This is a genomic window from Brevibacterium sp. BDJS002 (genome assembly GCF_028201555.1).
In the GTDB taxonomy this organism is placed as follows: Bacteria; Actinomycetota; Actinomycetes; order Actinomycetales; family Brevibacteriaceae; genus Brevibacterium; species Brevibacterium aurantiacum.
Genome location: NZ_CP116392.1, coordinates 3,425,057 through 3,449,579 on the forward strand (window position 1 = coordinate 3,425,057; position 24,523 = coordinate 3,449,579).

The following is a 24,523-nucleotide window of genomic DNA, read 5'->3' on the forward strand; positions in this document are numbered from 1 at the left end:
CCCGATTATGCCATATCATCCCGATATGGGTTGTTCGACTTTTAGCGGCTACCGCTTCCCGCGCCTGCTTGACAGACTGATTCCATGAAGCACATTGTCCGTCTCCTCCCCGGCCTGGGGGTTGCCGCAGCCGCCACCGCGATCGCGTGGCCCATCTCCCTGCTGGCACCCGTCCTCTCCCCGCTCCTCATCGCCATCGTCCTGGGGATCGTCGTGGGCAACGTCTTCCCCGAGCTGCCGCCGACCTTCCGACCCGGCCTCGACTTCGCAGCCAAGCCTCTCCTGCGTCTGGGCATCGTGGCCCTCGGCGCGCAGGTGGTTCTCGGTGACATCCTCGAACTCGGTTGGCTGGTTCTCGTCCTCGCCGCCGTGGTCGTCGGCGTCGGCATCGTCTCCGGACTGCTCCTGGCACGTCCGTTCCGTGTCGAGTCGAATCTGGCGCTGCTCATCGGGTGCGGGTTCGGCATCTGCGGTGCCGCCGCTGTCGCCGGTGTCGAGTCAACGCTGAAGGCGAAGAAGGAGGACGTGGCAGCGGCGATCGGCCTTGTGGTCCTCTTCGGCACGCTGATGATCGCCGTGATCCCGTCGCTGAGCATCGCCTTCGGGCTGGCCCCGGACACCGCCGGAATGTGGGGTGGGGCCTCGACGCACGAGGTCGCCCAGGTCGTCGCGATCGGCAGCATCATCGGCCCCGCCGCCCTGCAGGTCGCCGTCCTCGTCAAGCTCTCCCGCGTCATCATGCTCGCCCCGACCGTCGCCGTCCTCAGCATGGTGATGCGCCGCCGGGAGTGCCGGGCTCAGACCTCGGTGACGTCTCCCGCCGAGGTGGCCCCGCAGTCCTCGTCAACGGCTGAGTCAGCGTCGACTGCCCAGTCTTCCTCCGGGGAGTCAGTTTCGGGTGGGAAGCCACCGGCGCCAGCGACGAAACGTCCGCCCATCGTGCCGCTCTTCGTCGTGGGGTTCCTTCTCATGGCGGGCCTGCGCACCTTCGGCCTGTTGCCCGAGTTCGCAGTCTCCGGTCTGGGCTGGCTGCAGACCGTGTGCCTGGCCATGGCCATGTTCGCCCTTGGTCGCGGCGTCCAATGGCGTTCGCTGCGCAACCTCGGCGCCGGTCCCATCGGGCTGGCCGCGACGACGACTCTCATCGTTGCCGTGATCGGACTTGGCGGAGCCCTCCTGCTGACCTGAGCGAGCACTGACCTGAGCACACATGCTGGAAGCCTGCCCTGCCGACAGCCCGATCTCGATACGATGTGCAGAAGTCGGATCGGGAGACGATCCCGCGGACGGCTGAGATCAAAAGGTCGGCCGAGATCACGATCGACGCCTAGGTGAGCGAAGGATGCAGCAATGAGCGCAGACGCGGTAGTCATCGGCAGCGGCGTGATGGGGGCTTCGATCGCCTATTCACTGGCCAGACGCGGATACGCGGTCACCGTCGTCGACAAGAAATCGGGACCGGCCCAGGGATCGACCGGGGCCACGAGTGCGATCGTTCGCTTCACCTATTCACTGCGAGACTCCATCGCCATGGCCTGGGAGTCCAAGCATCTGTGGGAGAACCTCCGAGACCACCTCCAGGCACCGGAAGCGGAGCCGGTGGCAGACTTCATCCGCACCGGCATGGCCGTCATCGACATTCCCGGACTGCTTCCACCCACCCTCCGGTCCCACTTCGACGATCTCGCAATCCCCTACGCCGAATGGGACGCAGTCGAGCTCTCGCGGGAGCTGCCCGGAATCGACGTCTCGAACTACCACCCGCCCGTGCGTCCCGATGATCCGGCGTTCCTCGACGACAGTGCTGAGGAGGCGAATGCCCTGTACACACCGGACGGCGGGTACATCTCCGACCCCGTCCTGGCCACGGAGAATTTCGTCCGCGCCGCCCAACGACACGGCGCACAGTTCCTCTACAACGCCGAAGTCATCGCCCTAGACCACCGAGTCCTCGACCGACAGCAGACTGTCGGCAGCGCGCCCGAAGACGTGACCGAGGGCGTACCTAGCAAAGCAGGCGCACCTGACGAAGGAGGCGATTCCAGCGAGGGACGCGCCGCTTGGAGCATCGACCTTGCCGACGGCCGGGTCCTCGATGCCGCTGTGGTGGTGAACGCAGCCGGTCCTTGGTCCTCGAGACTCAACGAGCTCGCCGGCGTCGGATCGGACCACGGGGTCTCGCTGACTCCGCTGCGCCAGGAGGTCCACACTCTGCCGGCTGAATCGACCGTCATCCGCGCCGATGGCTCCCGCATCCCTGCACTCCTCGATGCCGGCATCGGCACCTATATGCGCGCCGAGGTAGGAGGGCAGCTGCTCATCGGAGGCTCAGAACCCGAGTGCGACGAACTCGAATGGGTGGATGACCCCGACGAGGTGTCGATGAGTGTTCGACCCGAGCAGTTCGAGACGCAGTCCCTGCGCGCAGCCAAACGATTCAACGACATCACGATCCCGAACCGAGCGCGCGGAGTTGTCGGCGTCTACGACGTCGCCGCGGACTGGACGCCCATCTACGATCAGTCAGAGGCAGATGGCTTCTATCAGGCCGTCGGCACCAGCGGCAATCAGTTCAAGAACGCACCGATGGTCGGTGAGCTCATGGCAGGCCTCATCGACGCCGTCGAAGCCGGCCACGATCACGACAATGATCCTGTCCGGATACCACTCAATCTCACGGGCGAAGAGTTGGACCTGGGCACCTTCTCCCGCCTGCGCACACCAGCAGGAACCAGCGGCAATGTGATGGGCTGATCTCGACTGAACACATGCGAGTGCCGGTAGATGAGAAATACTGAACATTCGGGCTGCGGCAACCGTTACTGACCCTGCCGAACTGGTAGTGTCACTCAGCGAGTCAACCAGTTTCGCTCAGCGAAATTTCAGCCTGAATGGGAAATTATGCTCGTACAAATCATTGCGTTGTTGATCTTCGTCGCCCTGTTCGCAATCGGCGCGATCCGGGGTGTGCAGATCGGCGTGCTCATGCTCGTCGGCGCCGCCGGAACCGGCCTGTTCCTGACAGATATGACCGTCGAAAAGATCATTGCGGAGTTCCCGCTGTCCATCATGATCCTGCTGGCCGGGGTCACCTACTTCTTCGCCATTGCGCAGGAGAACGGGACCGTCGACAAGATCATCGACTGGGCGCTGGAGAAGGTCGGATCCTCTGCTGTCCTCCTGCCGATCGTCTTCTTCGTCATCACGGCAGGCATCGCCTCCATGGGTGCACCCCTGGCCGGCCTCGTCATGATGCCGGTCGGCATGCAGGTGGCCCGCAAGTACGGAGTCGACTACGCACTGATGGGTCTCGCGATCTGCTTCGCCATCGGCGCCGGCGGGTTCGCCCCGACCAGCCTCTACGGCATCGTCACCTACAGCACCGCCCATGATGCGGGAATCGATCTGTCTCCCTTCCTGCTCTTCGGCATCGCGGTCGTCGTCTACCTCGTGATGCTCGCCGTCGCCTACTTCATGTTCGGCCGCAAACTCTTCGGCCGGAAGTCCGCCATGGCCGCTGCAGGATCAGTGAACTCCGGTACACACGCCACTGCGACGAACGAATTCGGAACCACCGGCGACGCTGCCGGTTCGACGATCTCCCGCGGATCCGCCTCGGCGACGAATGTGGCCTTCGGTGAGGATGACGAGGACGAAGCCCTGTTCGACTCCTCAAACTCCTCGGCAAGTGCCGAGTCGGGGCCCTTCACCTTCGTGCAGATCCTCACAGTGGTCCTCATGGTCGGCCTCATCGGTTCGGTCGTGGTTCTGGCCGCGTTCGGCAAAGAACCCGACATCGGTCTGCTCTGCTTCCTCTTCGGTGCGATCCTCTCGCTCGCCGATCCCAAGACAGGCAAGGCCGCTCTGCCCAAGATCGACTGGTCGACGGTTCTGCTCGTCGGCGGCATCATCACCTTCGTCGGTGTTCTGCAGAACATGGGCGCTGTCGACCTCCTCGGCGAGGGTGCCGAAGCGATCGGTTCGCCGCTCATCGCAGCCTTCGTTCTGTGCATCGTCGGCGGACTCGTCTCCGCCTTCGCCTCGACGACAGGCATCCTCGCGGCACTCGTGCCCTTGGCGCTGCCTCTCATCGCCGCCGGCGGAGTCCCCGGTTGGGCGCTCATCGCGGCACTCGGTGTGTGCTCGGCCGTCGTCGACGTCTCACCGTTCTCGACACTGGGTGCCACTGTCGTGGCCACCGCCCCGCAGGATCACAAGGCCAGGCTCACGCGCATCCTCGTGAAGTTCGGTATGTCGATGGTCATCATCGGACCCATCGTCCTCGTCGGCGGCCTCGTCGTCCCGGCCATGTTCTTCTGAGGAATCTGTGGTCCGGGCCCGTTGAGGCGCTCGGACCACAGAGCTTTCGTCACGTCAGCGCAGCAGCCGCCGACCGACATACGAATGGTGCCCAGCGAAATTCGCTGGGCACCATTTGTGTGTCGCTTCATTCAGGTCAGCGCAGTTCCTTGACCAGGACGACGAACTCGAGATCATCAACCAGCGGCACCCCGAACCGGTCGTCGCCGTAGGGGAAGGGTTCGATCTCGCCGGTGCGCTCGTAGCCGCGGCGCTCATAGTAGGCGATGAGTTCGGCACGCTTGTTGATGACGCTCATCCGCAGCCAGCGCGCGTTCCAGCGTTCGGCCACCCATGCCTCGGCGAGGTTCATCAGGGCCGATCCCACACCTTGTCCCTGACCTTCCGGGGACACTGCGAGCACGCCGAGGTAGGCGGTACCGTCAACGGGTTCGCGCAGGTAGACGCTGCCGACGGCCAAGCCCTCCGCCGAGCGCACCAAGATCATCGAGGAGTCGGATTCGGCGAGCATTTCGCGGGCCATATCGGCATCGAGTCGCTGACCGCTGAGCAGATCCGCTTCGGTCGTCCACCCCTGTTTCGAGGGTTCGCCACGGTACGCGGAGGCGACCAACGCGACATAGTCGTCGATATCGTCTGGGCCGAGTTCGCTGACATCGAAGCCTGTTTCGTTCAATATCAGAGTGTGAGCATCGACCATGGTGGCGGGGGCATGGGTGGACATAGGTCGGCTCCTTGAGGATGATTGACCGTCGCCGGGAACGGCCGAAAGAACGGGTTGCTCAACAGGTTAGTCGCTCGGGCGCGAACACAACTATAGTTTCACGTATCAGGACTGACACATTCGCCTGCCGGTATGAAATGACCGGCAGCTTCGCCTTTGAGGAGCGTGCATGGACCTCGTGATCTCGGATCAGACGTACACTTTCGCCCAGGATGAGGCGGCTGCCCGCTTCACGGTGAGCCACAACGGCAAGTCCATCGGTCACGTCGACTACATCGACCGCGAGGCCGGCCCGGACGACACGTCCGAATCCGCGGTGCGCACCTTCACCCACACCGAGGTGTCCCCCGCCTATGGTGGCCGCGGCATCGCCGCCCACCTGGTGCGTTATGCCCTGGAGACCAGCGCCGAGGCGGATCTGGCCTTCCGTACGACTTGTTCCTATGTCATGGACTTCTTCCGCAAGAACCCCGAGTTCGACGAGATGCGGGCCTGAGCAGGCACGAACCTGAGGACGTAGCCCACCCAGAGCGTCGCGGCGATGACGACGAAGGCGACGGCTCCCCACAGCAGACCGGGCTCGGCCACCGCCAGCTGCGGAATGTCGCGGCTGGGGATGATCGCAGCGAAGGTGCCCGCCGCCAACGCCCCAAGCCACGATCCGACCATCATCGACACGTGCCTGCGGACCTTGCCGAGGCGAATCGAGATGACGCCGATGGTCGTGGTTGCGAAGGTGAAGATCGCGAGCGCATGGAAGACCGTGAAGCTTCCGCTGAGGGTGTAGATGAACATGCCGCTTATGCATACGAAGTACATGAGGATGACCCATGACCGTCCGATCCATCTGTGTTTGCGGTCCTTGGTTCGTCGGATGAGCTGAACCGGCGCCAGAAGCACAACACCCGAGGCGGCCAGCGCGTGGATTGCTATGAACATCGTTGTCATAGACTTAAGATAGTTCCACTAACCAAGGTCGGCAACGTAGATAGCAGAGTCGGATCTGCTATCCGATTGAGTCGCCGAACCACTGGCGTTCCAACCCGTTCGAGGATGTGGGGATTCGCATGAAACTCAGCGCTCTGGCCGCAGAGTCCGGGGTCTCGACCGCCAGCATCAAGTATTACATCCACGTCGGCATCCTTCCCCCCGGCCGGAAGCGGAATGCGACCACGGCCGTCTACTCCCAGGCCCATCTCGATCGCCTTGCCCTCATCACCTGGCTGCGACGAGAGCTCGGGTCCCCGATCGAGTCCATCGCCGCACTGACTCGGTCCATCGATAACGAGTCCTTGGAGAACATCGAACTGATGGGCATCTGTCAGAGGCTGGCTCTGGAGGCGAGCAACGTCCTGAAGTCTGCTGACCCGGCTTCACCTCCCGCCCCTGAATCCTCATCCGTCGAAAACGATATTCGTGGGGTACTTCACGAACTGGGATGGCCGGACATCTCGCCGACCGCAGTGGCTTCGATGGCCGGTGTTCTCGATGAACTCAGCGCCTCGGGATACCAGGTGGGACCGGATACGATTCGTCGCCATATTCAATCCCTGGCCGAGGTCGCCAGCAAGAACACCAGCCCGATCACCGATGATCTGAGCAGAGATCGCATCTGCATCGAGGTGATGCGCGGCATTACGATGCACAACAGACTGCTCATCACGACCAGCGCACTCGTCCACGCCTCCCTGTCCGCCATGCCACGAAGCCCGCAGAATAGCGCACCTGAGACAACGAAATTCGAATGACTTGCAGCGGTTATCACCACTACACTGTGTGAAGACTGCTCTCTGCCGTGCCCATCGGCCACTCCGCAGTCATATCTTTTCAATAACCGAACGACAACCAAGGGAGGATCTGTCGTGGACATCGCCCCGATCATCGACAAGCTCAACACCGGACTGTTCATCAATGGCCAGTGGCGTGAGGCCGAGGGCGGAAAGACCATCGACGTCCTGAACCCCGCGACCGGTGACCTCATCACCACGGTCGCCGACGGAACCGCCGCCGATGCCGCCGAAGCCATCAAGGTCGCCGGCGACACCCAGGAATCCTGGGCCGCCACCCCACCACGCGAACGCGCCGAGATCCTGCGCCGCGCGTTCGAGCTCCTCATCGAACGTGCCGATGACATCGCTGCGGTCATGACCGCCGAGATGGGCAAACCCTTCGCCGAGTCCAAGGGTGAGGTCACCTACGGTGCCGAATTCTTCCGCTGGTTCTCCGAGGAGGCCGTGCGCGTGGGCGGCGAATACACTCAGTCCACCGACGGCAAGACCCGCGTCATGGTCTCTCGCGAACCGGTCGGGCCCTGCATCCTCATCACCCCCTGGAACTTCCCGCTGGCCATGGGCACCCGCAAGATCGGTCCCGCCATCGCCGCCGGATGCACCATGGTGTTCAAACCTGCGAAGCTGACGCCGCTGACCTCGCTCATGCTCGTCGACGTGCTCGTCGAGGCCGGCCTGCCCGCTGGTGTCCTCAACGTCGTCACCTCCGAATCCGCGCGCCGCGTGGTCACCCCGTGGATGGAGTCCGGAATCGCCCGCAAGGTCACCTTCACCGGCTCCACCGAGGTGGGCATCGGTCTGCTCAAGCAGGCTGCCGACAATGTCATGAAGACGTCGATGGAGCTCGGCGGCAACGCCCCGTTCGTCGTCTGCGATGATGCCGACATCGACAAGGCCGTCACCGGTGCGGTCCAGGCGAAGATGCGCAACGGCGGCGAGGCCTGCACCTCGGCGAACCGCCTGTTCGTCCATTCCTCGATCGCCGAGGAATTCTCAACGAAGCTGACCGAGCGCATCGGCTCGATGACCGTCGGCAACGGTCTCGACGAGGGCACCGAGGTGGGCCCGCTGGTCGATCAGGATTCTCTGGACAAGGTCGCCAGTCTCGTTGACGACGCCGTGTCCAAGGGTGCGAAGGTCCTCACCGGCGCGTCGAAGATCGAGGGCAAGGGCTTCTTCTACTCCCCGACCGTCATGACCGATGTGCCACTGGACTCCGAGATCCGCACCACCGAGATCTTCGGGCCCGTGGCCCCCATCGTCACCTTCGACACCGACGAAGAGGGCATCGCCTTAGCCAATGAGACCGAATTCGGCCTGGCCGGCTACCTGTTCAGCGAGAACGTCGAGCGGGCGCTGAACCTGGCCGACAAGATGCAGGTCGGCATGGTCGGCCTCAACACCGGCCTGGTCTCCAATCCTGCCGCGCCCTTCGGCGGCGTGAAGAAGTCCGGCCTGGGGCGCGAGGGCGGAAGCGTGGGCATCGAGGAGTTCCTCGAGGTCAAGTACGTGGCCCTGCCCCGCGCCTGAGACAACACCTCTACCAGGGCCGTCGGTGCTGTCGGCGGCTCACAGCCGCATATCGACCCACTGCTTGACGCCGGCCCGCGGCCGGGTGCCTGCGGTGAAGACCGTGGGCACCTCGTCGAGTGCCATCGCCGGACCCATGATCGCCTCCGTGGGCATCTCCTCAAGGAGATGCACGGCCGCTGCCATGTCCTGCGGGTGTTCGTAGATGAATGAGCCCTTGATGCGCAGCTGCCGCTGCACAATGCTGAAGCTGGAGGCGCCGAGGTGGTGGTGGTCCTCCCCCACCAGGGTCACGGCTGCGAATGGAGCCAGATGGTCAACGACGGCACCGAGTGCCTCCGGCACTCCGGCCGCGTCGATGACGACCTCGGGCGCAGGGCTCTGCCCCGGAGTGAAGACCTGCGCACCGAGTTCGACGGCTAACTGGCGACGCTCATCGTCGGGTTCGCTGACATACGGGTGATGTCCCTGCGCGACGAGGGTGAGGATCGACAGCAGCCCTTGGGCACCGGCCCCGAGCACGAGCACGGTCTCCGACCCTTGGAGGTCCGTGCGGCGAATCGCCGAGGCAGCGACGGCCAACGGTTCTGCGCACACCGCACGCTCGAGACTCATATGGGCATCGAGCCGGTGGCAGAACTCGCTGGGATGGTCGACCACCTCGGCGAGGAAGCCGGGCTGCGTCAGGACTCCCGCGCTCAATCGTGAGGTGCAGGCGGAGGTCATGCCGCGCCGGCAGTATTCGCACCGGCCGCAGGTGATGTTCGGCTCGAGGGCCACCCGGTCGCCGACGGCGAATCCGCAGGCACCGGGGCCCACCTCGGCGATTTCACCGATGCCTTCGTGGCCCAGCCGCCACGGAAGCTGCGGCGGTGTGCGCCGGCCGGTGGCCAGGGTCTGATCGGTCCCGCAGATGCCCACGGCGAGCATGCGGATGCGGAGATCGCCCCTGCCGACCAGGCCCTGCGGCAGGCTGCGGTCGACGATCTCGACGCGGCCGGGTGCTGTGATCTCCGCCGAGCGCATCAGAGCTGGGCTGCCGTCTTGGTGCTCGTCGCCGCGCGCTCGGCATCGCGCTCCACCCGCCACTGGTGGACGAGGTACATGGCGATGGCGATCGAGATGAGGCAGCCGCCGGCCAGGTAGGCGGCCACGAGGTACCAGGAGCCTCCGCCGACGCCGACGAGGAAGGTGGCGATGAACGGGGTGAAGCCGCCGGCGATGGCGCTGGCCAGCTGGTATCCGACTCCGGCACCGCTGTAGCGGAATTCGGGGCTGAACATCTCGGCGAACAGCGGCTGCTGCACGCTGACGACGGCATCGTGGGCGATGTTGATCAGCAGCACCGCGAAGATGACGATGGCCACGATATTGCCGCTCTCGAGGGCGAAGAAGAACGGGATTGCGCACACGAGGCCGACGATTCCGCCGGTGAGGTAGACGCGCAGGCGCCCGAACCGGTCGGAGAGGTAGGCGAACATGGGGATCGTGATGATGCCGAGCCCGCCGACGAGGAGGGTGATGTTGAGCATGATCTGGCGATCGAAGCCGAGCTCGTCGGTGGAGTAGGCCAGGGCGAAGGTCGTCACAATGTACATCGTCAGCAGCTCGATGAACCGCATGCCGATGATCTGGAAGATCTGTGCCGGGTAGCGCTTGAAAGCTTCGAGGATCGGCAGCTTCGCAACCTTGTCCTCCTTGGCGTTCTTGACGCGTTCAAGGTATTCCTCTGACTCTTCAACTCCCGAACGAATCCACAGCCCGACGAGAACGAGGACGGCGCTGAAGATGAAAGGGATTCGCCAGCCCCAGGCGAGGAAGGCCTCCTGTGAGAAGTTTCCGCTCAGAAAGGCCACGAGTCCGGTGGCCAGCAGAAGACCCACGGAGTATCCGATCTGGACGCCGCTGGAGAAGAAGGCCTTCAGCTTCGAGGGAGCGCTTTCGACGGCCATCAGTGCAGCTCCGCCCCATTCGCCGCCCACGGCGACTCCCTGGATGCAGCGCAGGAGCACGAGCAGGGCCGGAGCCCACCAGCCGATCGTTTCGTAGGTGGGGAGGATGCCGATGACGGCAGTGGCGACGCCCATGATCGTCATGGTCCAGATGAGCATGGCCTTGCGTCCGAGCTTGTCGCCGAAGTGTCCGAAGATGATTCCGCCCAGGGGCCGGAAGATGAAGCCGACTCCGAATGTGGCGAAGGCGGCCAAGGTGCCGGCGTGGGCGCTGTAGCCGGGGAAGAAGAGTTCACCGAAGACTAAAGCGGCAATGATTCCGTAGAGCAGGAAGTCGTACCATTCGACCACGGCTCCGACGAATGATCCCGCCGCTGCCCGGCGGGCGCGTTTCATGGCCTCGGGGCTCGCTGTCGTCTGGGGCTGCCCTGTGGACATGTCATTCTCCTTCGAATGGTGGAGCTGTCGGTCGTCGGCAGTGCTGTCGGTTCGGGTTAACGCAGATCACATTATCACGCTGTACGCTTATCGTACAGATGTGCACTATGCGCACACGAATATGATCGCTCGGCCGTTGTCTGAGTCGTCGCTGTCGTCTTCCATGGAGGATGCGCGTGGCTGCGACCGTTACCCTGGAGAGGTGAAGTCAGAGATGAGTCCCGCCGAAGAGCCGTCGCAGGGCGCCCACTATGTGAAGTCTGCGGAGAAGACCTTGGCCGTTCTCCTCGCCTTCACCGCCGAGACCCCCTATCGCACCGTCACCGAGGTGGCCGCCGCCACCCAGCTGACCCGGGCCGCGGCTCGACGCTTCCTCCTGACACTCGTCGATTTGGGCTACCTGTCGACGGAGGGCTCGCACTTCGCACTCACTCCTCGTGTACTCGACATCGGAGCGGGCTTCCTCGCTGGCCTCGATCTGCCCAAGGTCGCCCAACCGCACCTCAACGACCTGGCTCATGACCTCGACGAATCTGCGACGCTGAGCATCCTCGACGCCGACGACGTCGTCTATATCGCGCGGCCGCAGCGCCCCGACTTCATGCGGTCACCGTCAATCTGGGAAACCGGCTCCCTGCCTGGGCCACGTCCATGGGGAGGATGCTCATCGCCGAGCTGCCCGAGTCCTTCCAGGAGCAGTTCCTCGCCCGCGTCGAGATCTCGCCGTTCACCGATCACACCGTGTCATCGGCTCACGAACTCGGCCAGGAACTCAACCGAATCCGCAAGCAGGGCTGGTGCTTGGTGTCCCAGGAACTCGATGACGGCCTCCGCGGCCTAGCGGTTCCTATTCGCCGAGGTGGCAACACCCTTGCCGCGCTCAATGTCTCCCTGCATACGTCTCATCTGCGCGGGCGCTCCGTCGAAGACGACCTTGTCCCCCGTCTGCAGCGCGTTGCGGCCTCGATTGCGGAGGACTTCGGTGGCCGCGCCGACTGACGGCGTCAAAGGCACAGTGCTCGAGCCAGCCGGAGCCGGCACGACGCCTGAGCCGTTCGGGCTGTTCGAGCCGCTTGGGAAGCGACCATGATTCTGCCCGAGGTTCGCGACCCGGCGATGGTCACCGTGCGACGGGGTGGAACTCTCAGCGATGACGATCACCGACTGCTGGCGCTGTGGGCAGCCGGCTGCGCCGAGCACGTCATGCATCTCTTCGAATCCGAGGTCCCCGGGGATACACGTGTCCGCGATGCCCTCGCTGCCACACGTGCATGGGCGGGCGGCACCATGCCGATGATGCAGGCGCGCGCCGCCGGTGGGCATGCCATGGGTGCTGCCCGGCCTCTGCGAGGGGCTGCACGGTTCGCCGCCTATTCGGCAGGGCAGGCGGCATGCGTCGGACACGTTGCCGAACACGATCTCGGCGCGGCTGCCTACGCCATCAAGGCCGCCAGCAGTGCGAGTCCCGAGGACCCCGCTGCGGGAAACAAGGAACGTGGTTGGCAGAGAGCGCAGCTGCCCGATCAGGTCCGGCGTCTCGTGCTTGCCGATCAGCGCCGACGCAATTCCATCTGCTGGTTCGTCTTCGACACTGACTGAGTCTGGTGAGCGGCGAAGGACAGTTGTCGCTGCTCAGGCGCGGCGGCGAGCGAGAACGTCGTCGACGGCGCCCAGCTCGGGAGCCTTGTTGGTCCGGATCGCCTTGCGGCCATGTTCCAGCGGGCTGTCCTCGCGGGCGGAGTCGCTGAGCTCAGCACGGTAGCCGAGTTCGGCGGCGAACTGCGCGGCGATGTCCTCGCGGCTGCGGGCCTCGGTCTCGTAGGAGGACGCATCGGCGGCCTTCGCTTCGGGGACCGGGTGCTCAGCCTCTGGGGCGGCCACGTAGCTGGGGATCGGCAGGGGTGTCGGCGACCATGCGCCGCGTGCCTGCAGCCGCTGCATGAACGGATCGTTGACCTTCACGATGTCGACATTCGACGCGGCCGCCACAACCTCGGCGGTGGTGTCCGTGTCCTTGTCTGCGGAGTCGTCTTTGTCCGCAAACTCAGCCTCGGTCGCGGTTGCAGAGTCATCATCGGTCGCGGCTGAAGTCTCTGGTGCCGACTCGGCTGCCGATGCTGTTTCGGCAGAGTCGGTCTTGGCTGCGACTGCTTCCTCATCGCCAGTGTCTGTGCCCTCGGGTGAGGCCTCTTCGACGATGGGGATCGGTCCGGTGAGCAGCACCTGCCGGGTGGTGTGGCCCTCAGCGGCTTCGTTGCGGATGCGCACGATCGGGATCTCGCCGGTGTCGGCTTCTTCCCTGCTCTGCTTCACGCTCGCGTTGCGCTCCATGACAGCGCGCGCCCGGGCCGCCTTGGTCGACCCTGCCGACCGTGCCTCAGCAGTCCCGGATCCTGCGGTCTTCGAGGCCGTAGTCGCCGAGGTGGTGGCCGGCTTCGCAGCAGCCTTCGCCTGAGGCGCGTTGCTGGTCCGAGGCACGTTGCTGGTCCGAGGTGCTGCCTTCGCCCGTGGTACGGCCTTGGTCTGTGGTGCAGTGGTCCTGGTCTTCGCGGTCCGGCCCTCGATCTTCCGGAGGCGGGTCTTGAGTTCACGCCTGCGCAGGTTGAGGGTGCGCACGATGACCAGGGAGACGATCGCGAGCCCGAGGAAGACTCCGGCCAGGGCGATGTGGACGACGGAGAACATCGCGAGCACACTCGTCACCAGAACGCCGAGGGCAGAGGCGAGGAAGAGCAGGCCAAATCCTCGCGTCATTGTGCCCAGCGATTTCATCGACTCGCGCAGTGTCGTTGCTTTCTCAGTCATCGAATGGTCCTCATCGGCTCCGAAAGTCGGATTGGGAATCTGTGTACCTCGTTTGTCTGCTTCTGCTGTGCCTGTGGTGACGGCCTCGCCGGATCGGCGCTGCGGTGACCGGGGCTGGGGGCGTCCCGGCCGGATCGGAACCGTCCCGGAATGCCCGCCGAGGTGGCTGGAATTTCCGGTACCGCGTCCTGTCGAACCGTGGCCGCCCGATCCCTGCTGGGACTGGTTGAACACGGCGTGGACTGCCGGGTGGAGCATCCGAACGTTGTCGGCCATCGCCGAGGTGGAGGCCTCGTGACGGCTGTGACTGTCGAGATACGTGGAGCGGGTCTCACCGACCGCCACGGGAAGGGTGGCGCGCTGGTGGGTCTCGTCCACCTCGGCGCTGGTGGAGTCTGTGGTGGTCGAACCGGAGTCCGCGTGTCCGTCGATGACGGCGAATTCGGGAGCCTTGGCAGAGAGACTGAGCTTCGGCGCCTCGGTCATCGGTGCGATAGCGGGTCGGGGAACGCTCGCTTCGACGGTGGCAGAGGAGTGGAAGACTCTCGCTCGTTCAGTGTGGTCGTGGCCGGGGATCTGGGGGTCGGCGGCGATGACCTGTGCCCGATCCGGGACGGTGTCGATCTCGACGCGGGAGAGCTCCGTCGCTGATTTGCGGATCATTGTGGGCACGACAACGACGAAGACCACGATGATGGCGATAACGACGATGATGCTGGTGTCCACACTGCAACCCTAGAGTGCCCGGATCAGCAACGACGTGAAGGACGGTGGTGTGTCGGTCAAACAGGTGTCAAGTTCACGACTTTCTCAGGCTGTGTCGATAAGCGGCGAGGATTCCCTGTGGGACTTCCTCGGCGACCAGGGCGAACGTGCGGTGATCACACCACCTGCCGTCGATGTGCATGTACTTCTCACGCAGCCCTTCATCGCGGAACCCGAGCTTCTCGACGATCCGCAGGCTTGCCGTGTTCTCGGGGCGGATGTTGATCTCGATGCGGTGCAGGCCCAGGGCGAAAAGACAGTGGTCGACGGCCATGGCCACGGCGATGGGAGTGATGCCGCGGCCGGCGACGCGCGAATCGATCCAGTATCCGATCTGGCCGCTGAGGATGGACCCCCAGCTGATGCTGGAGACGGTGAGTTGGCCGCGGAAGGCACCGCCGACCTCGATCGCCAACGGCACGGACTGCCCCCGCTTGGCCTGCTTGTCATACATGCGGACCATGGTGCGGAAGCCCGGCAGCTGCTGGCCGGGAATCGGCAGCGTCGCATCCCAGGGGCGCAGCCAATCACGGTTGTGCCTGCGGACTTCTCGCCACTGATTCTCGTCGCGCCGGTGGAGCGGGCGCAGCACGATGTCGGACTGCTGATCAGTCAGGATGACTGGCCACAAACGGCTGCCTCCGCTCTTGGGTGCTCCATCAGGGAAGCGTCGCCACGTATTCCTTGAGCCAGCTGTTGAGGTCAGCCCCCAGATCTTCACGAGAGCTGGCGATCTGCACGACGGCCTTGAGGTAGTCGAGCTTGTCGCCCGTATCGTAGCGGGCGCCCTTGAAGATAACGCCGTAGACGCCGTTTCCGCCCTCTTGCTCGGCGAGGACCTGGAGGGCGTCGGTGAGCTGGATTTCATTGCCGCGGCCAGGTTCGGTCGTCTCCAGGACATCGAAGATCTCCGGGGCCAGGACGTAGCGGCCGATGATCGCCAGATTCGACGGGGCCTCCCCCGTCTCAGGCTTCTCGACCAGGCCGGTGACCTTGACGACCTCGTCATCGTCGGTCGCTTCGACGGCGGCGCAGCCGTAGAGGTGGATCGCCTCCGGTGGGACTTCCATGAGTGCGACGACGCTGCCGCCGGTCTTCTCGGCAACTTCGATCATCTTCGGCAGGATCGGGCTGCGTTCGTCGATGAGGTCGTCGCCGAGCAGCACCGCGAACGGCTCCTTACCCACATGCTGGCGGCCCTTGAGCACGGCGTGGCCCAGACCCTTGGGGTCTCCCTGGCGGACGTAGTGGATATCGGCGAGTTCGGAAGCGTGACGAACGGCGGCAAGCTTCTTGTCATCGCCCTTCTTGGCCAGTGCGGCTTCGAGCCCGTCGACCCGGTCGAAGTGATCCTCCAAGGGTCGCTTGTTGCGACCGGTGATCATGAGGAGGTCCTGCAGCCCGGCATCGGCGGCCTCTTCGACGACGTACTGGATGGCAGGCTTGTCGACGACTGGCAACATCTCCTTTGGAGTCGCCTTGGTGGCTGGGAGGAAACGGGTACCCAGGCCGGCCACGGGGATCACGGCCTTGCGCACTGTGCGCTGCGATTCATCACTCATGTCGTTCATCTTAACCATGGAAGGTGGCCCCGATTAGGCTTATGCGTGTGGATGCAGAATCTTCAAAGGCGCAATTGCGGAAGCGCATACGTTCCGAACGTGCGGCCCGAGCAGCGGCGGAGGCCGAATCGTCGGGCGCCGAGTACGTCTCGTCGATCGCCGAATCCGCGTGGCAGGTGGTCAAGAGCCTGCGACCGGACCTCGATCTCACAGGCTGTTCGATGCTCGCCTACGCCGCCCTGGCGGGCGAGCCCGATCTTGATCCGACCATCGACCGGTTCCTCGCCCACGGCGGCACCGTCTACCTACCCGTGGTCACGAGTGTCGGTCACGCACTCATGTTCGGTGCTGTCACCGGCTCCATGTCCACCCTCGAACCTCGCGGTAAGTGGGGCATCCGTGAACCGTCCCCTTCCCTGACCGCGTCTGCTCTTCTGGCCGCCGAGGTGGCCCCCGACCTGATATTCGTCCCCGCCCTCGGGTTCGGGCCCGGTGGTGCCCGACTGGGCAACGGCGGCGGATTCTACGACCGTACGTTCGGGCCCCAGGGCGAGGTGCCGCTGGTCGGAGCAGTGGGCGAAGAGCCGCTGGCCGGCCCCCAGGGCGAGGTGCCGCTAACAGACGGCACACGCACAGATGGTGAACGCACTGAGCCTGCCTCTGTCTACGGTGTCTGCTTCTCTTCCGAACTCAACCTCCCGGGCCTCACCATTGAGCCTTGGGATCTGCAGATCTCCCAAGCCGTCACCGATCACGGCGTCCACACTCTCGACTGAACCGAGCTCCTTGGGGTCACTGGCGCGTACGCACTTGTGGATGGGACGACGGTGTTGCGGGCACCTGACCCCGTGCGTTATCAGTGTGTGAGGGCAGTGGACTATAATCTTCTCGTCGAAGAAAGGTCTCGAATGCCCGTTTACTCCTACGCCTGCAAGAGCTGTGGTCATGCTTTTGATATTCACCAGGATTTCAGCGATGACTCGCTCACGGTCTGCCCCGAATGTCAGGGACGTCTGAAGAAGGTCTTCGGCACGGTGGGCATCAGCTTCAAAGGCTCAGGCTTCTACGCCACTGACTCCCGCGCGAGCAATTCGAGCACAGTGCCCTCCTCTTCGAGCTCGTCGAATTCCGACTCGTCATCGAGTTCTTCGAAGGAATCCTCGAGTTCATCGGATTCGTCCTCAAAGACTTCCAGCTCCCCGGCCAAGAGTGCCGCGGCAAGCAGCAGCGCCTCTTCCGACTGACTTCACCGCACTTCCCTGTGAACTCTGCGTTCACTCGTGTGCGATTCCCCTGTGGACACACACCGGCTATCCACATGCCAAATCCGTGCCCTTGGCCTAGGACTGTGAGCACAGCAAAGCTCTGGGCATGGGAATCATTCACCGCATCAGAGCCGGCATCTCCACCTGGTCGAAGTCCTCACGGGTCAAACCACAGCGCATCATCGCCGCTGTCTGCTTCGCGTGTGCATGCGCGCTCGTGGTGTGGGTGCTCACCCCTGATCCGGGTGGGACACCCATCGTCGTCGCCAACCGGAATCTGCCGCCGGGATCGCAGCTGCGAACTCAGGACCTGACCCTTGTCGAATTTCCGGCACGACTCGTGCCAGACAAGGCCTTCACCTCGGTCTCGGATGCCGATCACAAGCGCACGTCAGCAGGTTTGTCCAAAGGTTCGCCGCTGACACAATCGGCGGTCCTTGATCAGCAGGCTCTGCCCGACGGCAGTACGGACCTCCTCATGCCAGTGCGTCTGGCCGACGATGCGTCGGCGGCACTGCTGCAGCCGGGACAGAGAATTCGCCTGTTCAGCTCCCTGCCCGATGGAGGTTCTGACATCGTCGTGAAGGAAGTGACAATAGCCCGGCTGGTCGACAAAGGCGAAGGCATTTCAGCAGAATCAGGGCAGCTTGTTTCGGTGATATTGTCCTCGGGTGATGCAGCTCGGATCGCAGAATTCGCCGGGATGCCGATCAGCTTTGCGATTCTTCCGGACTGATTCTCTGGTGGGTCCCTGATGGCCCATCAATGACTTCTCGATGACGCGGGACTGACGTCGCAATGCCGGTTAGAGCCGTATTCGCCGGGATCTTTCGCGTCAGAATAGCGTGCATGTCTTCGGCGTGTAGACGAGTTACCTGTGTGTATCATGTAACGGTAATAGAAGATTTTCACATCGCATTATTGTTTACAAATACGCCGAAAGGGTGCCTCTAATGCTTAAAGGATTCAGAGACTTCATTCTCCAGGGGAATGTCGTCGAACTCGCAACTGCGGTGATCATCGGCGGCGCCTTCACAGCAATCGTGACGGCCTTCTCCGACAAGATCATCAACCCGCTCATCGCTGCCGTCGGCGGCGCGGAAGGACCTGCTCTGTCCTTCCAGATCAAGGAGAACGTCCCCGAAACGACCATTGATCTGGGCGCCGTGATCACAGCAGCGATCAACTTCCTGATCGTCGCCGCCATCGTCTACTTCATCATCATCGTCCCAATGAACAAGCTCAACGAACTGCGCAAGCGCGGAGCACCCGAGGAAGAAGTTCCTCCGACCACCGAGGACCTCCTCGGCGACATCCGCGAAATCCTCCGGACTCAGGCGGCCACCACCGCCGGTGGCCCGGGCGAAGGCCCTGCCAGCACGGCCGGCCCGTTCGACGACACCGAGTCGACCGAGCCCCCGCGCCACTGATTCGCACAAGCGTCACGAAGGCCCGTTTCCCCAGTGGGGAAGCGGGCCTTCGTCATGGTCGGGCGCAGTAGTTCAGGTCCCTCAGCCGCTCACTTCTCGAAGTGGGCACGCCTCAAGGTGGACGCACACTGCCGCCGGATCACCAGTGCGGAGGTTTCTGCGATCTGTAGTAGTCGGCGCTGAAGCCTCCGGCCTCGGTCTCGGCTTCATTGCGCAGCGTGGCCCGGTACTTGCGCAGCACTGCCTCAAGACGGGCTTTCTTCTGCTCAGCGGTTTCGTGCTCGCCCTCGGATGGTGTCTCGAGGTCGTCGTCACTCATCTCGCAGTGAGTCATCCTCGCGCGGCTCGACATCGGCCGCACGCGGACGCTTCCTCTCCGCATCCTGGTCACGAGTCGGCGTCGTGTGCGCATCGGCGGTGGGCTCGGAAGATTCCAGCGGGCTTGCCGTCGTGTCTGCGGACGCATGCTCGGTGTCTGCGGACGCCTGGGTCCTGTCTCCGAGGGCATCCCGTTCGACGGGGCCGGGCACCTGATCGTTGCTTGCGGTCTCGATCAGACCGGCCTGACGCAGCTCATCGGCCCGGATCTTTCCCGTGTCGAAGGTGGGCACGACCTCGTCCTCCATGGGACTGTGCTGCTGAGATTCGGGCACCAACACCTCGGCGCCGGTGACTCGCTTGGCCTGTGTATGCCGTTGACGGTAACGGTCAACGGCAGCCTGGAGCTGGGAGTCACCGCGGGTGGAGCTGCCCTTCTGCGCCAGTGCCGTGCGGAGCAGATCCTTGATCTCCCCGTCACCGCGGACGACGGAATCGGACTGAACCCAGTCGATCATTGCGTCAAGGCCGGAGTCCGAATACTTGTGCATGGGCAGGCCCGGCACCAGTTTGGGTCGGCTGCCGGTACGGCCGACGACCACGGAGGCCGCACGTGCCGCGTTGAGGACGGCCTGCGGGCTCATCTTCTCCACCGTGGACTTCCACGCACCGAAGATCTTCTCAGTCTCCGTCTGCGGATCGACGAAGGCATCGGTGGACCACACGCGCATGAACTTCCACCCGCGACGGGCCAGCTGCTCGGGCACGACGCGATCGCGCTGGCGCAGGCTTCGGACCGAAGCGTATTCGGGCCCGTCTCCGGCGACGGCGATGATCATGCCGTGTTCGTCCTCGGTCGAGTTCGCCACGGCCAGATCGATGCCGTTGTAATGTTCGTGAGCGACCACGCCGAGCTGCAGCAGACGGTCGGCGATGTCGTTGAAGAGAGGGTCGTAGATCTCACCGTGTGGCCCCGGCTGCCTCATGCCTCCGGCGGCGACCTCGTCGAGGATCCGTGGGAGCAGGACCGCTCCCCCGGTGAGCCGGTGCGTCTCGAAGTCATCGGATTCGATGCTCGAGACCACGGTGAGACGTTTGCGTGCCCGGGTCATCGTCGCTGCGAGGATCCGTTCGCCGTCGGGACCCGAGAGTGCCCCGAAGTCATGGATGACTCGGCCGTGGACGGTCCGTCCGTAGCCGAAGGTGAAGATCACGGCGTCGCGGGACATGCCCTGGACTCGCTCGGCATCGGTGACGACGAAGGGTTCTTTGCTCGAATCGTTGAAGAATGCCGCCACGTAGGGCAGGTCCTTCATGGCCCGGGAGATCGCGGTGGCCACGCGCTGGGCGTGATGTGCGGTGAGCGCGACGACGGCCAAGGACTCGCGGGATCGGTTGCGTGCGTGTCTGAGCACGAGCTCGACGACCCGTTTGACCTCGGCATCGGGGCTCTCGACACGGCCGGTGCCGATATCGGTTGGGCCTCTGCCGTCGGCGACATAGGAGAATTCGAGCCCGGTGCCCTCGCCTGTGTGGGCGGTCGGCATCGTCGTGATCGTCGAATCGTAGAAGTGCCGGTTCGCCAGATCGATGAGTCCGACCGGTGACTGCCGGTAGGAGTTCGACAGTTCCATACGAGGCAGGAACTCGCCGAGGCGCTCCTGGACTGAGCTCGGATGATTCCCATCGTCCATGCCCCAGCGATCGACCGCGATTGAGAACGGACGCGGTCCGAGCAGGCGGGAGTCGCCCAGGGATATGACCTGTCGGGCGCGGGTGATGGCCGGGACCACGTCGGGGACCGACAGACGTCCGGCATCGGCGATGACCACGGCATCGAAGAGCGGCAGTGCGGAGAAGAGCTCAGGCACGGTGTAGGGGCTGGCCATCCAGACCGGTGCCAGAGTGGTGAGCAGTTCTGGGGCCCGCGTCGACATGGTCTGCACCGAGGTGTGCGGGGACAGCAGCTCCTGCTTGATGACACCAGCGGAGATCGGGTCGTTGTCGATTCCCCGCTTCCATGCCTGTGCATGGTTGTAACGCAGGCGACCAGCGCCCGCTGCGACGAAGGCACGGTCGTTCTCACGGAAGCCTTCGGCCACCTGATGCAGTTCGGCACCGTCGTGGCGGCCCACCTGTGGATCTTCACTGGCCATCCGCTGCAGAACCGATGCCCAGTAGGCTAGGTCGAACTCAGGTCCGACCAAGGTGGTGTCGACCTTGCGACGACGCAGATCCGTGAGCAGATCAGACAGTCCCTCGTCGGTCAGCTCACGCTGGAGTCGGGACCGCTCCGGCAGTTCGGCCAGATTCTCCGAGTCACGACCCATGGCTTCGGTGCGTGCCTGCAGCTCCTCGATGAGCATGAGGCCCAGGTCGCCGCCGTCGGGGGTGGTCTCCAAAATCGGTGCGATCTTGGCAACGTCGGCCTCAACGGTCTGCAGGATCGCATCGGCCTCGAGGACGCCGCGCGGGATCTGCGGACGACCGTCGTGGCCAGCCAGATCCTCAAGCACGATGCGCTGGGAACGGACGTCGATCAGCGCCGCGTGCAGGTCGGAGACGTCAGCGCCTGGACGGAGGAACTCGTTCGCGGCCTTCTTCTGACGCTTGCGCTGGAGCATGCCCATCTCCACGCCGGCCTCGGCGCGGTATTCTGAGCTGCCTGTTGCTGCGATGAGATCATCGAGGCGGTGGTCGTAGATGTCGGGGGCGAAGTTATCGAGGGTCGTGCGCACCCGCAGAAGCACCTTGATGGCGCGTGACCAGTCATTGAGGTTGCGGCGCGGGTTCAGTTTGGCCTTGGACAGGACCGGTTCGACAGACTTGACCAGGTCGGGAATGGTCCGACCGAGACGTTCGGCAACAGTGCGCGCAGCTTCGGCCTCTTCGACAGATTTGAGGTCGGCACCGAACCAGACGGTGTCCTCGACGTCGAGGGTGAAGGCACCCAGTGACGCCAGTTCGCTGAGCTTTCCGCGCAGCGCATCGCGACGGTCATCGCTGGCGCCGAGAAGGTCCTCACCGAACCGGACAGGAGTCTGAGGAGAATCCTCGCCGGAGGTCAGTTCCGCCAGATGCTGCATCGTCTCGTAGACCGACACGTCCCAGGGCTCACGACGACGATGCAGTGAGGACACGTGCTCGTTGAGCGTCTCGCGCTGTTCGTTGAGTTCGTTGAGCAGACCGGACAGGTCCGGGCGCTCGGCTCTCTCGGCCGAACCGATGAGGCCGACGAGCTGCTTCCTGATCGCACCGGTGCCCTGACGGGTGTCGACGGCGAATTCAGAGAGCCCGACCTCACCGAGGCGGGAGGAGAAGTCGTCGAGAGCATCGGCGGTCTGCGCCAGGAAGAGCACGCTCTTGCCGGTGTGGGCCAGGGTTGTGGCGACCGCGACGGCGACCTGTGTGGCACCGGTCCCGGGAGGGGTGTCAACGACGACGGACTGTCCGGAGACTGCGGCGTCGACGACGGCCTGCTGATCACCGTCGACGTCGATGACGAGGAACTCTTCCTGAGGTTTGCGATCAGGAAGTGGTGTGACGGGCTCCTTGAGTGCAGCCGGAACGACCTCGTCCTCGTCGGAGTCAGGTGTCTCTGTACCTGCGGCTGCGTCCTTGTCCAGGCCGGATGCAGTGGCAGCGACCGGCGGCTTGGTGCCTGATTTCTCGGCATCTGCAGTGTCGGCATCGACGGTCGGTTCGGACTTCGCAGTTCCGGTTTTGGCGACATCCTCACGTCCGGAAGCTGTAGGCCCGTGAGCGGTCGCGGAGGCAGCTTCTTTGCCCTGTGCTGCGGCAGACTCAGGTTTCTTGGCCGTGCCTTTGTTCTCGGCCGTGCTCTTGCTTGTGCCCAGGTCTGAGGGGGTGCCGGAATCGCTCTCAGCAGCCTTCGCCGAAGCCTGTTCGTTCGCAGTCTTCTCAGCAGTTGAGCTGGTGGAGGCCGACGGTGTTTTGTCGGATTCGCTGCGGCTCGCCTCGGAGCCGACGGCAGTCGACGTGTCATCGGCGATTGCCACAGTGTCGTCAGCAGGTGTGGCGCCAGCAGACGTGGTGTCGGCAGGTGTGGCGCTGGCAGATTTAGTGTCGCCCGAGGCAACGTCGTCAGCGGAGGTGGTGTCTTCCGGCTTAGCGTCGCCCGACTTGGTATCGACTGGCTGAGTGACGCCAGGCTTGGCGTCCTTCGGTGCCGCAGCCGCAGATGCGGAGGAGCCTGAAGTCTCACCCGCAGTCGCGGTTCCGGTTCGATCCGCTGCAGCCCCTGGCAGGGAGCCGTCCGTGATCGGAACCGTGGGTTGTGAGAACTCATCGTCGTCGGCAGTCGCCGGATCATGCTCAGATGAAGCCTGAGTGTTTCGACTACCCTGCTCGTCGGAGACGGCAGCGTCGCTCTGACGGGTGCCATGCTGGCGTGGGGTCGGTGAGTAGGACGGGCCGCCCAGTGCGCCGCGCACCTCTTCGTCCCCGGCGAGGGCGCGGAGGATCGGGTGCTGAGTGGGCAGATAGTCGGTGGTGAATGGGCTCGCAATGTTGGCGAACGTCGACACCACGAAGCGGTGGTTGATGCGCAGACCGGGCACGGACTGCGCAAGGTCACGGAGGCGATCAAGCGCAGGACCCGGATCGAAGCCGTGTGGTCCGCCCGTGGCATCGACCCATTCGTCAACGGGTACCTCGAGGTCGTAGACCTCAGACAGGTGCTGGACCAAGGCGGGGTTGATCATGATCCCGTCGCCGAGCACGATTTCGAAGTCCTCGACGCGGGAACCGCGGGGAACGAGCGTGACATGACGCATCACGATCGGTGCGTTGAACTTGTACGTGGAGTCCTTCTCCGTCCACGAGGCGAAGCCGATCGCCAGGTGTGCGGCCTGAATTCCGCGTTCGTTATCGAGCTGCTCGGCCTTCGATCGGATCGATTTCGCACGGCGGCGTGCGTCGGCGAGGACTTCGTGGTCACGAACCAGGCTGGAGAGTCGCGTGGCGCGACCGGCCAGGAGCTGGCTAGCCCAGAGGGATGTGCTCCGGAGAGATCGATGCTGCCATCACGCGAGTCCCGGAAATGGAGCATGGTGTCGCGACCGCCCAGATGGGCAGCCTGCTGTTTCCACTCGGCGTAGACATCGTCGAGTTCTGGGAACTGATCGTCAACAACGGAATCTGGCACACTTCGACCCTAACGAGAAACTACACATAATAGGTGCTGGCACACCGTGAAACATCCAGGTTTCTTCTACGCTACACTTGGTGGTCGTGGTTGAAGAAGGCCACATCGCCCCCGTAGCTCAGGGGATAGAGCACCGCTCTCCTAAAGCGGGTGCCGGCAGTTCGAATCTGCCCGGGGGCGCCATCACCACTGCGGATCAGGCCGATTCTCGGCCGCATACCCGCCTTCGATCGCCGCACATTGCGCACCTGCACTCAGGCCCATCGCATGGCATGGTCAATCTGCTTCATCGCATCGCATTCCCGGACCCGCCGCGGCAATCACCCTCACTCATCTGCGCCTGGTAATCGACGATACAGCGATGCCCGCGTGCGCCGTCGCATGTCCGAGTACACCCCTGAACTGCAACGACAATGGCCACCGGCACCCGAATGCCGAGAACATCGTCAACTCAACA

At 64.0% G+C, this 24,523-nt stretch carries 21 protein-coding genes, 1 tRNA gene and 2 pseudogenes; 14 read left to right on the plus strand and 10 right to left on the minus strand.

The window, feature by feature from the left end; translation table 11 throughout:
* Nucleotides 1-84 precede the first annotated feature (84 nt).
* The 3 genes from PGC08_RS15895 to PGC08_RS15905 all read left to right on the plus strand — a co-directional run bounded on the left by PGC08_RS15895 (nucleotide 85) and on the right by PGC08_RS15905 (nucleotide 4,320).
* Nucleotides 85-1,188, plus strand: coding sequence for a YeiH family protein (locus tag PGC08_RS15895; protein WP_271708866.1), 1,104 nt, complete (start codon nucleotides 85-87; stop codon nucleotides 1,186-1,188).
* A 162-nt stretch (nucleotides 1,189-1,350) separates the two neighbouring features.
* Nucleotides 1,351-2,754, plus strand: coding sequence for an NAD(P)/FAD-dependent oxidoreductase (locus PGC08_RS15900; protein ID WP_009881929.1), 1,404 nt, complete (start codon nucleotides 1,351-1,353; stop codon nucleotides 2,752-2,754).
* A 147-nt stretch (nucleotides 2,755-2,901) separates the two neighbouring features.
* Nucleotides 2,902-4,320, plus strand: coding sequence for an SLC13 family permease (locus PGC08_RS15905; protein WP_009881928.1), 1,419 nt, complete (start codon nucleotides 2,902-2,904; stop codon nucleotides 4,318-4,320).
* Between the two features lie 136 nt (nucleotides 4,321-4,456).
* On the opposite strand, the gene PGC08_RS15910 is transcribed toward PGC08_RS15905, so the two are convergent.
* Nucleotides 4,457-5,044, minus strand: a complete 588-nt coding sequence (locus PGC08_RS15910; protein WP_069600831.1) for a GNAT family N-acetyltransferase — start codon at nucleotides 5,042-5,044, stop codon at nucleotides 4,457-4,459.
* Nucleotides 5,045-5,213: 169 nt separating this feature from the next.
* On the opposite strand from PGC08_RS15910, the gene PGC08_RS15915 reads away from it, so the two are divergent.
* A complete protein-coding gene (locus tag PGC08_RS15915; protein ID WP_009881926.1) occupies nucleotides 5,214-5,540 on the plus strand; it encodes a GNAT family N-acetyltransferase in 327 nt (108 codons plus the stop codon).
* Here the strand turns inward: PGC08_RS15915 and PGC08_RS15920 are convergent.
* The gene (locus PGC08_RS15920) at nucleotides 5,486-5,992 is read right to left on the minus strand and encodes a DUF2306 domain-containing protein (protein ID WP_035278249.1); all 507 of its coding nucleotides are present in this window, start codon (nucleotides 5,990-5,992) and stop codon (nucleotides 5,486-5,488) included. The genes PGC08_RS15915 and PGC08_RS15920 overlap by 55 nt on opposite strands.
* 119 nt (nucleotides 5,993-6,111) lie before the next feature.
* Between PGC08_RS15920 and PGC08_RS15925 the strand changes: the two genes are divergently transcribed.
* Nucleotides 6,112-6,792 carry a MerR family transcriptional regulator gene (locus PGC08_RS15925; protein ID WP_271708867.1) on the plus strand — a complete coding sequence of 227 codons (681 nt, stop codon included), beginning with the start codon at nucleotides 6,112-6,114 and terminating at the stop codon, nucleotides 6,790-6,792.
* Nucleotides 6,793-6,906: 114 nt separating this feature from the next.
* Nucleotides 6,907-8,364: an NAD-dependent succinate-semialdehyde dehydrogenase gene (locus tag PGC08_RS15930; protein ID WP_271708868.1), complete on the plus strand. Its 1,458-nt coding sequence runs from the start codon at nucleotides 6,907-6,909 to the stop codon at nucleotides 8,362-8,364.
* A 39-nt stretch (nucleotides 8,365-8,403) separates the two neighbouring features.
* Here PGC08_RS15930 and PGC08_RS15935 read toward each other — a convergent pair whose 3' ends face one another.
* Both PGC08_RS15935 and shiA read right to left on the minus strand, forming a co-directional pair.
* A complete protein-coding gene (locus PGC08_RS15935) occupies nucleotides 8,404-9,390 on the minus strand; it encodes a zinc-dependent alcohol dehydrogenase (RefSeq protein ID WP_009881921.1) in 987 nt (328 codons plus the stop codon).
* Nucleotides 9,390-10,754: a shikimate transporter gene (gene shiA / locus PGC08_RS15940; protein ID WP_069600834.1), complete on the minus strand. Its 1,365-nt coding sequence runs from the start codon at nucleotides 10,752-10,754 to the stop codon at nucleotides 9,390-9,392. Before shiA ends, PGC08_RS15935 begins: the two co-directional genes overlap by 1 nt.
* Nucleotides 10,755-10,968: 214 nt before the next feature.
* Between shiA and PGC08_RS15945 the strand changes: the two are divergent.
* The 3 genes and pseudogenes from PGC08_RS15945 to PGC08_RS15955 all read left to right on the plus strand — a co-directional run.
* Nucleotides 10,969-11,106: pseudogene (locus PGC08_RS15945) on the plus strand (IclR family transcriptional regulator); the annotation flags it as partial.
* 308 nt (nucleotides 11,107-11,414) lie between these two features.
* On the plus strand, nucleotides 11,415-11,753 hold the full coding sequence (locus PGC08_RS15950) for an IclR family transcriptional regulator domain-containing protein (RefSeq protein ID WP_271708869.1): 339 nt from the start codon (nucleotides 11,415-11,417) through the stop codon (nucleotides 11,751-11,753).
* A gap of 87 nt (nucleotides 11,754-11,840) precedes the next feature.
* Nucleotides 11,841-12,353, plus strand: a complete 513-nt coding sequence (locus PGC08_RS15955) for a putative immunity protein (RefSeq protein WP_096146356.1) — start codon at nucleotides 11,841-11,843, stop codon at nucleotides 12,351-12,353.
* Between the two features lie 33 nt (nucleotides 12,354-12,386).
* Here PGC08_RS15955 and PGC08_RS15960 read toward each other — a convergent pair whose 3' ends face one another.
* The 3 genes from PGC08_RS15960 to galU all read right to left on the minus strand — a co-directional run bounded on the left by PGC08_RS15960 (nucleotide 12,387) and on the right by galU (nucleotide 15,886).
* Nucleotides 12,387-14,285, minus strand: coding sequence for a hypothetical protein (locus PGC08_RS15960; RefSeq protein ID WP_271708870.1), 1,899 nt, complete (start codon nucleotides 14,283-14,285; stop codon nucleotides 12,387-12,389).
* 73 nt (nucleotides 14,286-14,358) lie between these two features.
* A complete protein-coding gene (locus PGC08_RS15965; RefSeq protein WP_069600837.1) occupies nucleotides 14,359-14,955 on the minus strand; it encodes a GNAT family N-acetyltransferase in 597 nt (198 codons plus the stop codon).
* Between the two features lie 28 nt (nucleotides 14,956-14,983).
* Nucleotides 14,984-15,886, minus strand: coding sequence for a UTP--glucose-1-phosphate uridylyltransferase GalU (gene galU, locus PGC08_RS15970; protein WP_096157533.1), 903 nt, complete (start codon nucleotides 15,884-15,886; stop codon nucleotides 14,984-14,986).
* Between the two features lie 41 nt (nucleotides 15,887-15,927).
* On the opposite strand from galU, the gene PGC08_RS15975 reads away from it, so the two are divergent.
* Together PGC08_RS15975 and PGC08_RS19465 are read left to right on the plus strand one after the other, a co-directional pair.
* Nucleotides 15,928-16,662, plus strand: coding sequence for a 5-formyltetrahydrofolate cyclo-ligase (locus PGC08_RS15975; protein WP_271708871.1), 735 nt, complete (start codon nucleotides 15,928-15,930; stop codon nucleotides 16,660-16,662).
* A 132-nt stretch (nucleotides 16,663-16,794) separates the two neighbouring features.
* Nucleotides 16,795-16,887: pseudogene (locus PGC08_RS19465) on the plus strand (FmdB family zinc ribbon protein); the annotation flags it as partial.
* Between the two features lie 62 nt (nucleotides 16,888-16,949).
* Here the strand turns inward: PGC08_RS19465 and PGC08_RS19470 are convergent.
* Nucleotides 16,950-17,093, minus strand: a complete 144-nt coding sequence (locus tag PGC08_RS19470; protein WP_307722855.1) for a hypothetical protein — start codon at nucleotides 17,091-17,093, stop codon at nucleotides 16,950-16,952.
* Between the two features lie 164 nt (nucleotides 17,094-17,257).
* On the opposite strand from PGC08_RS19470, the gene PGC08_RS15985 reads away from it, so the two are divergent.
* Together PGC08_RS15985 and mscL are read left to right on the plus strand one after the other, a co-directional pair.
* Nucleotides 17,258-17,887: an SAF domain-containing protein gene (locus PGC08_RS15985; protein ID WP_101582953.1), complete on the plus strand. Its 630-nt coding sequence runs from the start codon at nucleotides 17,258-17,260 to the stop codon at nucleotides 17,885-17,887.
* A 217-nt stretch (nucleotides 17,888-18,104) separates the two neighbouring features.
* Nucleotides 18,105-18,581, plus strand: coding sequence for a large conductance mechanosensitive channel protein MscL (gene mscL / locus PGC08_RS15990; RefSeq protein WP_009881911.1), 477 nt, complete (start codon nucleotides 18,105-18,107; stop codon nucleotides 18,579-18,581).
* Between the two features lie 139 nt (nucleotides 18,582-18,720).
* On the opposite strand, the gene PGC08_RS15995 is transcribed toward mscL, so the two are convergent.
* Complete coding sequence (locus tag PGC08_RS15995) at nucleotides 18,721-18,900, minus strand: hypothetical protein (RefSeq protein ID WP_069600840.1); 180 nt, start codon at nucleotides 18,898-18,900, stop codon at nucleotides 18,721-18,723.
* Nucleotides 18,893-23,896: a DUF4011 domain-containing protein gene (locus PGC08_RS16000; RefSeq protein ID WP_333937929.1), complete on the minus strand. Its 5,004-nt coding sequence runs from the start codon at nucleotides 23,894-23,896 to the stop codon at nucleotides 18,893-18,895. The genes PGC08_RS15995 and PGC08_RS16000 overlap by 8 nt, the downstream gene beginning before the upstream one ends.
* Before the next feature lie 277 nt (nucleotides 23,897-24,173).
* On the opposite strand from PGC08_RS16000, the gene PGC08_RS16005 reads away from it, so the two are divergent.
* A tRNA-Arg gene (locus tag PGC08_RS16005) sits at nucleotides 24,174-24,249 on the plus strand.
* The last annotated feature ends 274 nt before the right edge of the window (nucleotides 24,250-24,523 follow it).

Bases quoted from the DNA above. Each gene is read 5' to 3' on its own strand.
- PGC08_RS15985 (WP_101582953.1), top strand. From the start codon at position 17,258: ATGGGAATCATTCACCGCATCAGAGCCGGCATCTCCACCTGGTCGAAG.
- PGC08_RS15955 (WP_096146356.1), top strand. From the start codon at position 11,841: ATGATTCTGCCCGAGGTTCGCGACCCGGCGATGGTCACCGTGCGACGG.
- PGC08_RS15995 (WP_069600840.1), bottom strand. From the start codon at position 18,900: ATGAGTGACGACGACCTCGAGACACCATCCGAGGGCGAGCACGAAACC.
- PGC08_RS15975 (WP_271708871.1), top strand. From the start codon at position 15,928: ATGCGTGTGGATGCAGAATCTTCAAAGGCGCAATTGCGGAAGCGCATA.
- PGC08_RS15920 (WP_035278249.1), bottom strand. From the start codon at position 5,992: ATGACAACGATGTTCATAGCAATCCACGCGCTGGCCGCCTCGGGTGTT.
- galU (WP_096157533.1), bottom strand. From the start codon at position 15,886: ATGAGTGATGAATCGCAGCGCACAGTGCGCAAGGCCGTGATCCCCGTG.
- PGC08_RS15925 (WP_271708867.1), top strand. From the start codon at position 6,112: ATGAAACTCAGCGCTCTGGCCGCAGAGTCCGGGGTCTCGACCGCCAGC.
- PGC08_RS15915 (WP_009881926.1), top strand. From the start codon at position 5,214: ATGGACCTCGTGATCTCGGATCAGACGTACACTTTCGCCCAGGATGAG.
- PGC08_RS15895 (WP_271708866.1), top strand. From the start codon at position 85: ATGAAGCACATTGTCCGTCTCCTCCCCGGCCTGGGGGTTGCCGCAGCC.
- shiA (WP_069600834.1), bottom strand. From the start codon at position 10,754: ATGTCCACAGGGCAGCCCCAGACGACAGCGAGCCCCGAGGCCATGAAA.
- PGC08_RS15935 (WP_009881921.1), bottom strand. From the start codon at position 9,390: ATGCGCTCGGCGGAGATCACAGCACCCGGCCGCGTCGAGATCGTCGAC.
- PGC08_RS15950 (WP_271708869.1), top strand. From the start codon at position 11,415: ATGCTCATCGCCGAGCTGCCCGAGTCCTTCCAGGAGCAGTTCCTCGCC.
- PGC08_RS15910 (WP_069600831.1), bottom strand. From the start codon at position 5,044: ATGTCCACCCATGCCCCCGCCACCATGGTCGATGCTCACACTCTGATA.
- mscL (WP_009881911.1), top strand. From the start codon at position 18,105: ATGCTTAAAGGATTCAGAGACTTCATTCTCCAGGGGAATGTCGTCGAA.
- PGC08_RS15900 (WP_009881929.1), top strand. From the start codon at position 1,351: ATGAGCGCAGACGCGGTAGTCATCGGCAGCGGCGTGATGGGGGCTTCG.
- PGC08_RS15905 (WP_009881928.1), top strand. From the start codon at position 2,902: ATGCTCGTACAAATCATTGCGTTGTTGATCTTCGTCGCCCTGTTCGCA.